The organism is Streptomyces diastaticus subsp. diastaticus (assembly GCF_011170125.1).
GTDB classification, from domain to species: Bacteria; Actinomycetota; Actinomycetes; order Streptomycetales; family Streptomycetaceae; genus Streptomyces; species Streptomyces diastaticus.
The window spans coordinates 1,051,006-1,065,536 of the sequence record NZ_BLLN01000003.1; the positions used below are offsets into that span (position 1 = coordinate 1,051,006).

14 protein-coding genes and 1 pseudogene are annotated in these 14,531 nt (G+C 72.2%); all 15 read left to right on the forward strand.

Annotated elements, in window-relative coordinates; genetic code table 11:
- Positions 1 to 46: 46 nt before the first annotated feature.
- The 15 genes and pseudogenes from Sdia_RS13095 to Sdia_RS13165 all read left to right on the forward strand — a co-directional run bounded on the left by Sdia_RS13095 (position 47) and on the right by Sdia_RS13165 (position 14,463).
- On the forward strand, positions 47 to 1,027 hold the full coding sequence (locus Sdia_RS13095) for an FKBP-type peptidyl-prolyl cis-trans isomerase (RefSeq protein ID WP_229831616.1): 981 nt from the start codon (positions 47 to 49) through the stop codon (positions 1,025 to 1,027).
- Between the two features lie 89 nt (positions 1,028 to 1,116).
- Complete coding sequence (locus Sdia_RS13100; protein ID WP_003947197.1) at positions 1,117 to 1,491, forward strand: FKBP-type peptidyl-prolyl cis-trans isomerase; 375 nt, start codon at positions 1,117 to 1,119, stop codon at positions 1,489 to 1,491.
- 110 nt (positions 1,492 to 1,601) lie between these two features.
- Positions 1,602 to 2,555 (forward strand): helix-turn-helix transcriptional regulator, encoded by a 954-nt coding sequence (locus Sdia_RS13105; protein WP_100456022.1) that lies wholly within the window; start codon positions 1,602 to 1,604, stop codon positions 2,553 to 2,555.
- Positions 2,556 to 2,565: 10 nt separating this feature from the next.
- Positions 2,566 to 3,528 (forward strand): helix-turn-helix transcriptional regulator, encoded by a 963-nt coding sequence (locus Sdia_RS13110; protein ID WP_100456021.1) that lies wholly within the window; start codon positions 2,566 to 2,568, stop codon positions 3,526 to 3,528.
- Positions 3,525 to 3,734: pseudogene (locus Sdia_RS13115) on the forward strand (hypothetical protein); the annotation flags it as partial. The gene Sdia_RS13110 and the pseudogene Sdia_RS13115, both read left to right, overlap by 4 nt.
- A 98-nt stretch (positions 3,735 to 3,832) precedes the next feature.
- Complete coding sequence (locus tag Sdia_RS13120) at positions 3,833 to 4,018, forward strand: hypothetical protein (RefSeq protein ID WP_100456117.1); 186 nt, start codon at positions 3,833 to 3,835, stop codon at positions 4,016 to 4,018.
- A gap of 226 nt (positions 4,019 to 4,244) precedes the next feature.
- Positions 4,245 to 4,541, forward strand: coding sequence for a Sec-independent protein translocase subunit TatA (gene tatA / locus Sdia_RS13125; RefSeq protein WP_100456020.1), 297 nt, complete (start codon positions 4,245 to 4,247; stop codon positions 4,539 to 4,541).
- A gap of 59 nt (positions 4,542 to 4,600) precedes the next feature.
- A complete protein-coding gene (gene tatC, locus Sdia_RS13130) occupies positions 4,601 to 5,575 on the forward strand; it encodes a twin-arginine translocase subunit TatC (protein ID WP_100456019.1) in 975 nt (324 codons plus the stop codon).
- 18 nt (positions 5,576 to 5,593) lie between these two features.
- On the forward strand, positions 5,594 to 6,484 hold the full coding sequence (locus Sdia_RS13135) for a YegS/Rv2252/BmrU family lipid kinase (protein ID WP_100456018.1): 891 nt from the start codon (positions 5,594 to 5,596) through the stop codon (positions 6,482 to 6,484).
- Positions 6,485 to 6,559: 75 nt separating this feature from the next.
- On the forward strand, positions 6,560 to 9,367 hold the full coding sequence (locus Sdia_RS13140; RefSeq protein ID WP_100456017.1) for a DEAD/DEAH box helicase: 2,808 nt from the start codon (positions 6,560 to 6,562) through the stop codon (positions 9,365 to 9,367).
- A gap of 275 nt (positions 9,368 to 9,642) precedes the next feature.
- Complete coding sequence (locus tag Sdia_RS13145; protein ID WP_100456016.1) at positions 9,643 to 11,022, forward strand: cytochrome P450; 1,380 nt, start codon at positions 9,643 to 9,645, stop codon at positions 11,020 to 11,022.
- Between the two features lie 484 nt (positions 11,023 to 11,506).
- Positions 11,507 to 13,093, forward strand: coding sequence for a sensor histidine kinase (locus Sdia_RS13150; RefSeq protein WP_189500555.1), 1,587 nt, complete (start codon positions 11,507 to 11,509; stop codon positions 13,091 to 13,093).
- Positions 13,090 to 13,497 (forward strand): roadblock/LC7 domain-containing protein, encoded by a 408-nt coding sequence (locus Sdia_RS13155; protein ID WP_115068490.1) that lies wholly within the window; start codon positions 13,090 to 13,092, stop codon positions 13,495 to 13,497. The genes Sdia_RS13150 and Sdia_RS13155 overlap by 4 nt, the downstream gene beginning before the upstream one ends.
- A complete protein-coding gene (locus Sdia_RS13160; protein ID WP_100456013.1) occupies positions 13,494 to 13,868 on the forward strand; it encodes a DUF742 domain-containing protein in 375 nt (124 codons plus the stop codon). The genes Sdia_RS13155 and Sdia_RS13160 overlap by 4 nt, the downstream gene beginning before the upstream one ends.
- On the forward strand, positions 13,849 to 14,463 hold the full coding sequence (locus Sdia_RS13165) for a GTP-binding protein (protein WP_100456012.1): 615 nt from the start codon (positions 13,849 to 13,851) through the stop codon (positions 14,461 to 14,463). The genes Sdia_RS13160 and Sdia_RS13165 overlap by 20 nt, the downstream gene beginning before the upstream one ends.
- Positions 14,464 to 14,531: the final 68 nt, after the last annotated feature.

Here is a 14,531-nt window from a genome sequence, read left to right on the forward strand (position 1 = left end):
CCGCCAACCCCCCCCGAGGTCCTCTGTGCGACGCCGATTTGCCGCCTTGTTCATCGTTCCGGCTCTGCTGCTGACCGCCTGCGGGGGTGAGGAGGCCGAGAAGAAGGACGACGCGGCGGCCTCCGAGAAGCCCGCGGAGGCCCCCAAGGCCCCGAAGCCGGTCGAGTCGGCCGACCCCATGCCCGAGGTCTCCGGCGAGCCGGGCAAGAAGGCCACCATCAAGCTGCCCAAGGGCGACCCGAGCGACAAGTTCGTGGTCCACCCGCTCTCCACCGGCGACGGCCCCGAGGTCAAGAAGGACGACCTGGTGATGGCCAACTTCACCGGCAAGGTCTGGAAGGGCGGCAAGGACCTCGGCTCCAGCTACGACAAGGGCGGCGCGCCCCAGATGATCACCGCGGGCGCGGAGACGATCATCCCGGCGTTCAGCCAGTCGGTGCTCGGCCAGAAGGTCGGCAGCCGTGTCCTGGTCGTCGCACCCCCGGCCGCAGCCTTCGGCGAGGCCGGCCAGGAGCAGCTCGGCGTCACGGGCAAGGACACCCTGGTCTTCGCCCTGGACATCAAGGACGTCGTGCCGAACATGGCCGAGGGCGAGCAGGCGGAGATCCCCTCCGACCTGCCCCAGGTCAAGGCCGACAAGCCGGAGCCGGCCACCATCTCGGTGCCGAAGAACGCCCCCCCGAAGAAGCTGACCAGCAAGACCCTCATCAAGGGCGACGGCCAGGAGATCAAGAAGGGCCAGACGGTGTACATGCAGTACAGCGGCGCGGCCTGGAAGCCGAACGAGGGCAAGGAGAAGGCCAAGCTCTTCGACTCCTCCTGGAACACCGGCTCGCCCTTCGCCACCCAGATCGGCGTCGGCCAGGTCGTCGAGGGCTGGGACAAGGGCCTCGTCGGCACCCACGTCGGCGACCGCGTGATGCTGGTGATCCCGCCGGAGCAGGGCTACAAGGACCAGGACAAGGGCGAGGACCTGCCCGCCAACTCCACCATGGTCTTCGTCGTGGACGTGCTCGCCGCGATGTGACGCCGTCGCCGGGGGCGGGGTGTGCGTGGCCCCGCCCCGCGGTGGCAGACTGTCCCGGTTGCCCGAAAGCACAGAAGCAGGAGCCTTACGTGAGCATCGACAAGCCCGAGGTCGACTTCCCCGGTGGCGAGCCCCCGGCGGACCTGGAGATCAAGGACATCTGGGAGGGCGACGGCCCGGTCGCCAAGGCCGGCGACACCGTCCAGGTCCACTACGTGGGTGTGGCCTTCTCCACCGGTGAGGAGTTCGACGCGAGCTGGAACCGCGGCACCCCGCTCGGCTTCCAGCTGGGCGCCGGACAGGTCATCGCCGGCTGGGACCAGGGCGTGCAGGGCATGAAGGTCGGCGGCCGCCGCCAGCTGACCATCCCCGCCCACCTCGCCTACGGCGACCGTGGCGCGGGCGGCGGGCGGATCGCCCCCGGCGAGACGCTGATCTTCGTCTGCGACCTGGTCGCGGTCTGATCCCAAGCGGTCAACTCCAGGGCCCATGCCGTCAGGCATGGGCCCTCCGCTTTGGCCGCGACACCCCGGGGCGGTACGGTCGTCCGTCGAGACCACCAGAAAGGGCGTCGATGGCGATCGCCAAGGCCGAGCGGCTGATGAACCTGGCACTGTGTCTGCTCGGGACCCGGCGCCCGTTGTCCAAACGAGAGCTCCGGGGCTCCATCGAGGCGTACCTGGAAGCGGGCAACGACGACTCCTTCAACCGCATGTTCGAGCGGGACAAGGACGACCTGCGCGAGCTCGGCCTCGTCATCGAGACCGTGGACAACCTCGACGGCGAGGTCGGCTACCTCGCCCGTCGCGACTCCAACCGCCTCCCGCCGCTCACCCTGGACGCCGAGGAGGCGGCGGCGCTCGGTCTCGCCGCCAAGGTCTGGCAGCAGGCCCGGCTGGCGGGCGCGGCCAGCGGCGCGCTGCACAAGCTGCGCGCGGCCGGGCTGCCCGACGACGCCGACCCCTTCGCCGGGCACTCCGCCCTCGAACCGCACATCCCGGTCCACGAGTCCGCCTTCGAGCCGCTGATGCTGGCCTGCCGCGACCGCCGCCCGGTCGTCTTCGACTACCGCAAGGCCAACGCGGTGCAGCCCGCCCCGCGCCAGGTCGAGCCCTGGGCGCTGGAGTGCTGGCGCGGCCACTGGTACCTGGCCGGATTCGACCGGGACCGCGGCGCCGAGCGCGTCTTCCGGCTCTCCCGCATCACCGGCAGGGTCCGCACCCGCGCCGGCGGCTTCACCGCCGACGTGCCCGACGTCGTCACCGTCCGCGAGACCGTCGCGAGCTGGGCCGGGGAGAGCGCCGAGGGCACCGCCGTGATCCGGCTGCGGGCCGGCGCCGGATACCCGTTGCGCGCCAAGGCCCGCTCGGTACGGCCCGTCGGCGACGGCTGGGACGAGCTGGAGATCCCGTACGGTCACGGACTGGACGCCTCGCTCGTCGAGTACGGGCCTGACGTGGTGGTGCGGGAACCGGCCGAACTGCGGGCCGACGTGATCGACCGGCTCCGTGCCGTCGCGAAGGACTGAGGGAGTAATCATGGCGGCCCAGGCCAATGCCATCGACCGGACGCGGCGGATGCTGTCGCTCGTCACCTACCTGCGCGAACGCCCCGGCGCCCACGTCGCGGACGTGGCGCGGGCCTTCGGCGTCAGCGAGGCGGAGCTGATCTCCGACCTCGACGTGCTGCCGCTCTGCGGCACCAGTTTCCGCGGCGGTGACCTGCTCGACATCGACACCGACGGCGACCGCATCTGGTGGCACAACCCGGACGACGTCGCGGCCCCCCTCCGGCTCGCCGCCGACGAGGCGACCGCGCTGCTGGTGGCCGCCCGCGCCGTCTCCACCCTGCCGGGCCTGCGCGAGGGCGACCGGCAGGCCCTGCTGCGCGTGACCGCCAAGCTGGAGGCCGCCGCCGGCGAGGCCGCCGCCTCCAGCTCCCGTCTCTCGGTCACCTTCGAGGCCGAGGGCGGCGTCTTCGCCGACGTGGACCGGGCCATCTCCGAGCGGCGCCGGCTGTGGCTGCGCTACTACTCGCCGGCCCGCGACGAGCTGACCGAGCGCGAGGTCGACCCGATCCGCCTCTTCACCGTCGGCCACACCTACATGGAGGCGTGGTGCCGCCTCTCCGAGGACCGGCGCACCTTCCGCCTCGACCGGGTCGCCGAGATCCGCGTCCTCGACGAGGCGTCCGCCCCGCCCGAGATCGAGGTCCGCGACCTCTCCGCAGGCCTGGTCCAGCCCTCCGCCGACGACCCCGAGGTCGTCATCGAGGTCGGCCCGGGGGGCCGCTGGGTCGCCGAGTACTACCCGCACGACAGCGCCGAGGAACTTCCCGACGGCGGGCTGCGCATCACCCTGCGCACGCCCGACCCGGCCTCGCTGCGGCGCCTCGCGCTGCGGCTCGGCCGCGACGGGCGGATCGCCGCTCCCGCCGCCCTCGCCGACAGCGCCCGCGAGGCCGCCCGCGACGCGCTCGCCGCCTACGAGGCCCAGCCGTGAACGGGGTCCTCTTCAAGGCCGCCTGCCCGGACTGCCGCTCCCGCTTCGAGCTGGCCGCCGGGGCGCTGCGGCTGGCCATCGGCGGCAGCCGCCGCACCACCTTCTACTCCTTCACCTGCCCGGCCTGCGACCGCGCCGTCCGCAAGCCGGCGGGGGAGCGGATCGTGGAACTGCTGACCCGCGGCGGCGTGCGGACCCTGCGGCTGACCGCCGGGGCGCCGCAGCCACCCGGCGCGGGCACCTCCGGGGCGCACCCGGCGGGCACGGGACTGACGCCGGTGAGGAACTGACGGGGATGACGGACATGGTCTGGCCGATGGTGGCGGTGGTGCTCGGGTTCGCCGGCCTGGCGGTCCTCGGGGTGCTCGCGGTACGCGTCTTCCTGGAGGTGCGCCGCCTCGCCCGCCAGGTCGCGGAGACCTCCGCACGGATCAACACCGCCGCCGAGGAACTGGAACGGGCCGCGACGCACCTGCCGCCGCACCCCTGATCAGGTCTTTTCCCAGGCCTGACGCCCCCTGCTGCGGCAAGCGGGCCAGGAGTACCCTGAGGTGTCGGCGGCCGGGACCGAGGCACTCGGCCGCGACCTGGTGTCTGCACGGGCATTGCCCCGCGTTTACCCACGCGGGTTACGATCGCTGCGCGCGACGGCCGGACCCCGTCCAGCCGTGTGCGGCAGTTCCACCCCCCAGCCGCCTCGGTGAGAAGGAATCGCAATGATCGGCAACCTGAAGCCCCTAGAGATCCTCCTGATCGTCGTCGTCATCCTGCTTCTCTTCGGAGCCAAGAAGCTGCCCGACATGGCGCGTTCCCTCGGCAAGTCCGCCCGCATCCTCAAGAGCGAGGCGAAGGCGATGAAGAAGGACGGCGGCGAGCAGAACGCCCAGTCCGACGCCGCCGCCCCGGACGCCCAGACCCCGCAGTCGACGACGGCCCGCACCATCCAGGCGGCTCCGGGCGACGTCTCCAGCTCGCGCCCGGTCAACGAGCAGAACCACACCCCGCAGAGCTGACTCCACCATCACGGCGGTCCGCAGGGGCCGTCTGTTCGTAACGAGACGAGGGACGTGGGTTGCTCGGGTCTGCCCGCAAGCCGAAGCAGGAGAAGGACACCGAGGGGCGGATGCCTCTCGCCGAACACCTGCGCGAGCTGCGTAACCGTCTGCTGAAGTCCGTACTGGCGGTCGTCGTCATCACGATCGCCGCCGCGTTCTTCTACACCGAACTGATCGAGTTCCTGCTGCGGCCGGTCCAGGAGTCGGTGGGCTGCCTCGACGGATCGCCGACCCAGGACAACGGCAATCCGTGCGCCGACATGACCTTCAACGGCCTGGTCGCGCCCTTCACCATCGCGCTGAAGGTCTCCCTGGTCGCCGGCGTGGTCATCGCGAGCCCCTTCTGGCTCTACCAGCTCTGGGCCTTCCTCGCCCCGGGCCTGCACCGCAACGAGAAGAAGTACGCCCTCTCGTTCGTCGGCATCGGCGTCCCGCTCTTCGTCGGCGGCGCCGTCCTCGCGTACAAGATCCTGCCGCAGACGGCGACGATCCTGCTCGACTTCACCCCCGAGAACGTCGTCAACCTCCTCCCGGTCGACGACTACCTCGACCTGGTGATGCGGATGGTGATCGTCTTCGGTATCGCCTTCGAGCTGCCGCTGATCCTCGTCCTCCTCAACATCACCGGTGTGCTCTCCGCCAAGCGCCTGGGCTCCTGGTGGCGCGGGATGGTCCTGGGCATCACCATCTTCGCCGCCGTCGCCACCCCCACCGGCGACCCGTCCAGCATGCTGATGCTGGCAGCCCCCATCTGCCTGCTGTACTTCCTCGCCCTCGGCATCTGCCTCCTCAACGACCGCAGGCGGCGCCGTGCGAACCCCGACGCCGAACTCGGCGACGACGAGGCGTCCGAGATCGACCTGACCCCCGAGCCGATCCACTCCGTCGAGCCGGCCGGCGCCCCGCCCGTCCTGCCCGAGCAGACGAACCGCGGCGAACAGGGACGTGACGGCGGTCGCAAGGAACTCGGCGGTTACGACGACGCGACCTGAACCTTGTAGGGTCCCGCCGTGACCAGCGAGATCATCCTCTTCGTCAACCCCACGGCGGGCCGCGGACGCGGCGCCCGGGCGGCCCTGCCCGCCTCCCGGGTCCTGCGGAACGCCGGGTACCGGGTCAGGACGGTCCTCGGCGCCGACGCCGACGACGCCGCCGCGCGGCTGCGTGCCGCCCTCGCCGAGGGGCCCGCCGCGGTACTGGCGGTCGGCGGTGACGGGCTCGCGGGGCTGGCGCTCCAGGCGCTGGCCGGCACCGGCACCCCGCTCGGCCTGATCGCGGTCGGCACGGGGAACGACTTCGCCCGCACCCTCGGTCTTCCGGTCCGCGACCCGGCGGCCGCCGCCCGGCTGGCGGTGAGCCTCCTCCAGGGGCCCGGCCCGCGCCCTCTCGACCTCGGCCAGGTGGGCGAGCGCTGGTTCGGCACCGTCCTCGCCTGCGGCTTCGACTCCCGGGTCAACGACCGCGGCAACCGCATGAGGCTGCCGGCGGGCCGCTTCAAGTACGACCTCGCGATCGTCGCCGAGCTGGCCGCCTTCCGCCCCGTCCCGTTCAAGCTGACCCTGGACGACGGGCCGGTGATGGCTCTGGACGCCACCCTCATAGCCGTCGGCAACGGCACCTCGTACGGTGGTGGCCTGCGGATGTGCGCCGAGGCGCGGCTCGACGACGGCCTCTTCGACGTGGCCGTGGTGGGCGGGGTGAGCCGCGCCGAACTGGTCCGGGTCTTCCCCCGGGTCTACCGGGGTACCCATCTCAGCCACCCGGCCGTCACCGTGCACCGCGCCCGCACGGTCACCGTCGAGGCGCCGGACACCACCGGCTACGCCGACGGCGAGCCGCTGGGCGTCCTGCCGCTGACCGCCCGCTGCGTCCCCGGGGCCGTCCTGATGCTCGCTCCGTGAGGCGGACCGGACGCCGCGGGCGGTGGTGATTATCGATCGTCCGGTGTCGGAGCCTGCGGGTAGGCTCGCATCACGATGACAGAGGACCTCTCCCCGGCCGAGCGGTACGCGGCGGCGCGGCAGCGCGCCGTCGAGGAGGCGACCGCGCTCGCCTCCTTCCGCGAGATGTACGACTTCGGCCTCGACACCTTCCAGCTCGACGCCTGCCGCTCCCTGGAGGAGGGCAAGGGCGTCCTGGTGGCCGCACCCACCGGTTCCGGCAAGACGATCGTCGGCGAGTTCGCCGTCCACCTGGCGCTCGGCCAGTCCAAGAAGTGCTTCTACACCACACCGATCAAGGCGCTCTCCAACCAGAAGTACGCCGACCTCGCCAAGCGGTACGGCGCGGACAAGGTCGGTCTGCTCACCGGTGACAACAGCGTCAACCCGGACGCCCCCGTCGTGGTCATGACCACCGAGGTCCTGAGGAACATGCTGTACGCGGGTTCCCGGACGCTCATGGGCCTCGGTTACGTGGTGATGGACGAGGTGCACTACCTCTCCGACCGCTTCCGGGGCGCCGTCTGGGAAGAGGTGATCATCCACCTGCCCCCGTCGGTGACGCTCGTCTCCCTCTCGGCCACCGTCTCCAACGCCGAGGAGTTCGGCGACTGGCTCGACACCGTCCGCGGCGACACCGACGTGATCGTCTCCGAGCACCGCCCCGTCCCGCTCTTCCAGCACGTGCTGGCCGGGCGCCGGATGTACGACCTCTTCGAGGAGGGCGAGGGCGCCAAGAAGGCGGTCAACCCGGACCTGCTGCGGATGGCCCGGCTGGAGTCCAGCCGCCCCACCGGCCCGAAGGACCGCCGCCGCGGACGGAACATGCGCGAGGCCGACCGGGAGCGCGAGCGCCGCCAGCGCTCCCGCACCTGGACGCCGAGCAGGCCCGAGGTGATCGAGCGGCTCGACGCGGAGAACCTCCTGCCCGCCATCACCTTCATCTTCAGCCGGGCCGGCTGCGAGGCCGCCGTCCAGCAGTGCCTCTACGCCGGCCTGCGGCTCAACGACGAGGCGGCCCGCTCGGCCGTCCGCGAGATCGTCGAGGAGCGCACCGCAGCCATCCCCGACGAGGACCTGCACGTCCTCGGGTACTTCGAATGGCTGGAGGGGCTGGAGCGCGGCATCGCCGCCCACCACGCCGGGATGCTCCCCACCTTCAAGGAGGTGGTCGAGGAGCTGTTCCTGCGCGGCCTGGTCAAGGCCGTCTTCGCCACCGAGACGCTCGCCCTCGGCATCAACATGCCGGCCCGCTCGGTCGTCCTGGAGAAGCTCGTCAAGTGGAACGGCGAGCAGCACGCCGACATCACCCCCGGCGAGTACACGCAGCTCACCGGCCGGGCAGGGCGGCGCGGCATCGACGTCGAGGGCCACGCCGTGGTCCTGTGGCAGCGGGCCATGAACCCGGAGCACCTGGCAGGGCTCGCGGGCACCCGGACTTACCCGCTCCGTTCCAGCTTCAAGCCGTCGTACAACATGGCGGTGAACCTGGTGCACCAGTTCGGGCGGCACCGCTCGCGCGAGCTGCTGGAGACCTCCTTCGCCCAGTTCCAGGCCGACCGCTCGGTGGTCGGCATCTCCCGACAGGTCCAGCGGAACGAGGAGGGCCTGGAGGGGTACGCCGCCTCGATGACCTGCCACCTCGGTGACTTCGAGGAGTACGGCCGGCTGCGCCGGGAACTGAAGGACCGCGAGACTGAGCTGGCCCGCCAGGGCGCCGGCCAGCGCCGTGCCGAGGCCGCCGGGGCCCTGGAGAAGCTCCGGCCCGGCGACATCATCCACGTCCCCACCGGCAAGTACGCGGGGCTCGCCCTGGTCCTCGACCCGGGCCTGCCCGCCGGCCGGAGCAACGGCCACCGCGGCTTCGACCACCACGACGGGCCGCGCCCGCTGGTGCTCACCGCGGAGCGGCAGGTCAAGCGGCTGGCCGCGATGGACTTCCCGGTCCCCGTGGAGGCCCTGGACCGGATGCGCGTCCCCAAATCCTTCAACGCCCGGTCGCCGCAGTCCCGCCGCGACCTGGCCTCCGCCCTGCGCACCCGCGCCGGGCACCTGGAGCCCAAGCGCCACCGCAAGGGCCGCGCGGCGGCCGCCGACGACCGGGAGATCGCCCGGCTGCGCACCGCCATCCGCGCCCACCCCTGCCACGGCTGCGACCAGCGGGAGGACCACGCGCGGTGGGCCGAGCGCTACCACCGCCTGAAGCGGGACACCCGGCAGCTGGAGCGCCGGATCGAGGGCCGCACCAACACCATCGCCCGCACCTTCGACCGCATCGTCAACCTCCTCACCGAACTCGGCTACCTCCGGGGGAACGAGGTCACGGAGGACGGGCAGCGGCTGAGCCGCCTCTACGGTGAGCTGGATCTGCTCGCCTCCGAGTGTCTGCGGGAGGGAGTCTGGGAGGGGCTCGGCCCGGCCGAGCTGGCCGCCTGCGTCTCCGCCCTGGTATTCGAGGCGCGGCAGGCGGACGACGCGGTGGTGCCGAAGCTGCCCTCGGGCGCGGCCAAGGCGGCACTGGGCGAGATGGTCCGCATCTGGGGCAGGCTCGACGCCCTGGAGGAGCAGCACGGCATCAGCCAGACCGAGGGCGTGGGCCAGCGCGAGCCGGATCTCGGCTTCGCCTGGGCCGCCTACATGTGGGCCTCCGGGAAGGGACTGGACGCGGTGTTGCGGGAGGCGGAGATGCCGGCCGGTGACTTCGTCCGCTGGTGCAAGCAGGTCATCGACGTGCTCGGCCAGATCGCGGCCGCCGCCCCCGAGGGCTCGACCGTCACGCGCAGCGCCCGCAAGGCCGTGGACGCGGTGCGCCGGGGGGTCGTCGCGTACTCCTCGGTGGGCTGATCCCGGTCACCGCCGCGCCGCCCGTGCCGCCGTCCCCCGACCGGGGACGGCGGCACGGGCGGCGCGGGTGTTTTCGGAGTTCCGCGCGACTTCGAAGCCCCCTGGGCGGCTCTGAAGGGGCGCGGAGCGGGGGCGAGCCGGGGCGCTGGTTTTCGGTTCCGGCCAACTCCCTTACAGGCTAAGGCGCTTGATGATCTCCTCGTGGCCGGGCGTGGCAGAATGCGCCGCGAGCCGCCGGTGACCGGCGGTGCGCCGCCGGGAGGGGAGTGCGCGTGATGACCGCAGGCACCGGAGCCGCCGAGCAGGGCCGGCGGGGGGAGGCCCCCGTCGTCGTACCGGGCCCCAAGGGCGTCCCGCTGCTGGGGAGTCTGCCGGAGTTCGGCAAGGACCCGCTCGCCTTCTTCGAGCGGCTGCGCGATCACGGGGACGTGGTGAGCTGGAACTTCGCGGGCAAGCCCAGCCTCTTCGTCGCCGACCCGGAGCTCGTCGGGGAGCTGCTGCGCGAGGTGGAGTCCACCTTCGACCAGCCGGACCTCGGCGTCGCCTTCCGTGCCGTCCTCGGCAACGGCGTCACCGTGGCGCGTGGCCGGGACTGGCGCCGCAAGCGCTCCCTGGTCCAGCCCTCCGTCCGCCCCAAGCAGGTCAAGTCCTACGCGGCCACCATGGCCTCCTGCGCCGTGGACACCGCCGACGGCTGGCGTGACGGGCAGCGGATCGACATCAAGCGCGAGATGGCGGCGCTCACCCAGCGGATCGCGGTGCGCACCATCTTCGGGACCGACGCGCAGGGCGACGTGGAGGCGATCGGCCGGGCCATGGACATCGCCCAGCGGGAGATCGGAGCGGAGTTCAGCGGGATCGGCGCGGTCCTGCCGGACTGGGTGCCGACCCCGGGGCGCCGCCGGGTGAAGCGGGCCGCCGCCGTCATCGACCGGGAGGTGGGCCGGGTCGTCGCCGCCCACCGCGAGGACGGCGAACGGCCGGACCTGCTCAGCCGCCTTCTCGCCGCGCAGGACGAGACCGGCACCCGCCTCTCCGAGGAGGAGATCCGCGACGAGACGGTCACGCTGTACATCGGCGGCCACGAGACGACCAGCAGCACGCTGGTGTGGGCCTGGTACCTGCTCGCCCGCGAGCCGCGCGTGCGGGCCGCCCTCGCCGGGGAACTGGACCGGGTGCTCGGCGACCGGGAGCCGGGTTTCGACGACTTCGCCCGCCTGCCGTACGCCCAGGCGGTCGTCCAGGAGACACTGCGCCTCTACCCGATCCTGTGGCTGCTGACCGGTATCGCCAAGGAGGGCGCGTCCCTCGGCGGGCTGCCCGTCGCACCGGGCACCCGGGTGTGGACCAGCCAGTGGGCGGTCCACCGCGACCCGCGCTGGTACGGCGACGCCGAGGTGTTCCGGCCGGAGCGGTGGCTTGAGGGCGCCGACGAGTCGGTCCCCGAGTACGCCTGGTTCCCGTTCGGCGGCGGCCCCCGGGTCTGCGTCGGCGCCCGGTTCGCCACCGTGGAGGCGGTGCTGATCCTCGCGGTGCTGGGCCGGCGGTACTCCCTCGACGTGGACCCCGGCGAGATCCGGCCGATGACGACACTCACCCTTCAGCCCGACCGCGCCATGCTGGCCACCGTCCGCGTCCGGGGGGACGCGGCCTGAGCCGCGTGCGGGAGGGCCGGCGCGAAGGGCCGCACCCCTCGGGGGTGCGGCCCTTTCGCGTACCCGCCCTGCCACTCGTCCGAGTGAAGCCGAAAGGCTGTGCGTCATACGGGGGTTGAAGGACGAAGGTATTTTGCCGCCGGCCGCCGGGCCGGACGCCGGACGGCCGGGGCGACGGCGCCGGGATGTCGTACGAGGTCACGGCGGCGGGTGGGGACGTGTGATCCGGGTGCCCCGACCGGGAGGGGCCGATTCCCGCCCAGAGCGTCACTCTGCGTGCGCGGGCGGAGGCGTAGGGTGCGAAAGGGGTCGAGTGTAGGGCCTGCCAAGGGTCGATGTGCGGCCTTGGGGAATATGCCGCACGGCGGTTTCCGCCGGCACTAAGCTCGCCCGCAGCGCACCGAGTTGAGAACTTCGTGCGCCTTCATCCCCATCTCCCCAATGGTTCGCACAACTCCCGAGCCGATTGTTCTGAGGGCAATACATGGTGAGTGTCCAATCGCCTCCCGGTGGCCGAGAGACGTCATTCGCACGGGTGCTGCTCCTGCCGGCCGTGCTGATGGCGGCCGCCACCGGAGCCGCCGCGGCCCTGGTCGCCGAGCCCGCCCGGATACCGGTCGCCGTCACCGGAGCCGCCGCCACCCTCGTGGTGATCGCCGTCGCGGCCGAAGCGGTCCGTCGCGGCCGTGCCGCCGCCGCCCAACGCCTGGCGCACGCCCGCGAGATCGCCCAGCTGGAGCAGCGGCTCGCCGCACACGACGACGACATCCTGCATCTTGCCCAGGAGCTCATGCCGGCCTGCGTCCGGCGGCTCCAGGTGCACGACGAGTCCCCCTCCGAGGTCATGCGCACCATGATCGACGGCAGCGAGGTCCACCGCGGACTGCCGCACCCTCAGCGGGTACTGCTGCGCAACGTGCTGCGCATCGTCGACCGTGAGGAGGCCCTGCGCGACTCCGCGCAGCGCGCCTTCGTCAACGTCGCACGCCGCGTGCAGACCATCGTGCACAAGCAGTCCGCCGACCTGCGCGACATGGAAGAGGACCACGGCCGTACGCCGGAGGTCTTCGACGACCTGCTGCGGATCGACCACGGCACGGCCCTCATCGGCCGTCTCGCCGACAGCATCGCCGTCCTCGGCGGCGCCCGGCCGAGCCGTAAGTGGCCCAAGCCCGTACCGCTCTTCAGCGTCCTGCGCGGCGCCATGTCGCGGATCATGGACTTCCCCCGCATCGACCTGCACTCGGTCGCCAAGGTCAACGTCGACGGCATCTCCGTCGAACCGCTCATCCACGCCTGTGCCGAGCTGTTCGACAACGCCACCCGCTACTCGCCGCCGCACACCCGCGTCCACGTCACCGCCCACGAGGTCCAGACCGGCGTCGCCATCGAGATCGAGGACGCGGGCATCAGCCTCAACGACGTCGTCCGTGAGCGCGTCGAACGCAAGCTGGAGGAGGCCAAGGCCGGCATCGACGTGGACGACCTCGGTGAGACGCCCCGCCTCGGCCTCGCCGTCGTCGGCCGCCTGGCGCGGATGTACGACATGCAGATCGCGCTCCGCCAGTCCGCCTACGGCGGCGTCCGCGCGGTCCTCATCGTCCCGCGCGACATGCTCACCGACGAGCCCGCCCCCGCCGTCGCCCACGGCATCGGCGCCGCGGCCGTGCAGCGCATCGACGACGACGGCAACCTCATCGCCGACGAGCGGCCCTACCGCAGGCGCCGGCCCACCTCCGGCCCGCCGCTGCACTCCTCCCGCTCGATGTCCCCGCCGCCCGAGGACGACGTACCCGTCGTCACCGAGTGGACCCCCGAGGGACTGCCGCAGCGGCGCAGCCGCCTCCGCGGCGGCTTCCCGCACAGCGTCCCGGCGCCGGCGCCCGCCGCCGACGACTGGAGCCACCCGGCTCCCGCGCCCCAGAAGAAGAAGGAGGAGCCCCAGCCCGGCATCTGGCTGGAGGCGTTCACGAAGGCAGCCAACGGTGTGGACGTCGACTCCGGTGCCGCCGCCGGGGACAGCCGCCCGCCCTCCCACGGACACCAGGACAACGAAGGGGACCGGACGTGATCCAGCAACGTGCCAACTTTGACTGGATGCTCAAGGAACTGGACGAGGGCGTCCCCGGCGTCCAGCAGATCGTGGTGCTCTCCGCCGACGGCCTGCGGATCGCCCGCTACGGCGGCGACCCGGACGGTGCCGACCGCATCGCCGCCGCCTGCGCCGGACTCCAGAGCCTGGCGGCGGCGGTCGCCACCGAGATCCCGGACTCCGACGGGCGGATGCGGATGGTCGTCATCGAGATCGACGGCGGCTTCTTCTACCTGATGGCCGCCGGCGCCGGCGCCTACCTCGCGGTGCTCACCGACGAGACCGTCGACGCCGGACTCATCGGCAACCGTATGCGCGACCTGGTCATCCGTATCGGCTCCCACCTCACCAGCCCACCGCGCCACGGCGGGTCGACCGGATGACCCCTCCCCAGCGCGAGCGCGGGAAACAGGAACCGGAAGGCTCCAACCCCGAGCGGCTGTACGTCCTCACCGGTGGCACCGACGGTGCCGAGCGCGCTCCGATCGATCTGGTCACGCTCATCGTGGCCAGGTCGGGGCCGCCGCCTCCGACCGCCCAGCCCGAACAGGCGGCCGTCCTGCGGCTGTGCCGCAGGCCGCTCTCCGTGGCCGAACTCTCCGCCTACCTGGCCCTGCCCTTCAGTGTGGTGACGATCCTGCTCACCGATCTGCTCTCCGCCGAGCTGATCGAGTCCCGGGCGCCGATCACCCGCGCGACGCTCCCGGACCGTTCCCTTCTCGAAGCGGTGATGCATGGACTTCAAAAGCTCTGACACGATCACAGGACCCCGGAGCGAGGACGTCCTGCCCGACACGGCCACCGCCGCCGTCAAGATCGTGATCGTCGGAGGATTCGGCGTCGGGAAGACCACCATGGTCGGTTCGGTCAGCGAGATCCGTCCGCTGACCACCGAGGAGACCATGACGCAGGCGGGTGTCGGCGTCGACGACAACCGGGGCGTCGAGTCGAAGACCGCGACCACCGTCGCGATGGACTTCGGCCGCATCTCCATCACCGACCAGCTCGTCCTCTACCTGTTCGGCACCCCAGGACAGGAGCGGTTCTGGTTCCTGTGGAACGGCCTGTTCGAAGGCGCGCTCGGCGCGGTCGTCCTCGTCGACACCCGGCGGCTCGAGGTGAGCTTCGACGTCATCGGGCGGCTGGAGGAACGCGGTGTCCCCTTCGTCGTCGCGATCAACAGCTTCCCCGAGGCGCCCCGACACAACCTCGACGACCTGCGCCGCGCCCTCGACCTGCCCGAGTACGTCCCCCTCTTCGACTGCGACGCCCGCTACCGCGAGTCCAGCCGGGACGCACTGATGACCCTCATGCGCCACCTGCACGAGATGACCCCGGCCCACGCCTGACCGCCCGCCGCCCGGCCCGGAAGCCTCCGGCCGGGCGGCGCGGGCCCCCGTACCCGGCTGAGGCCGTC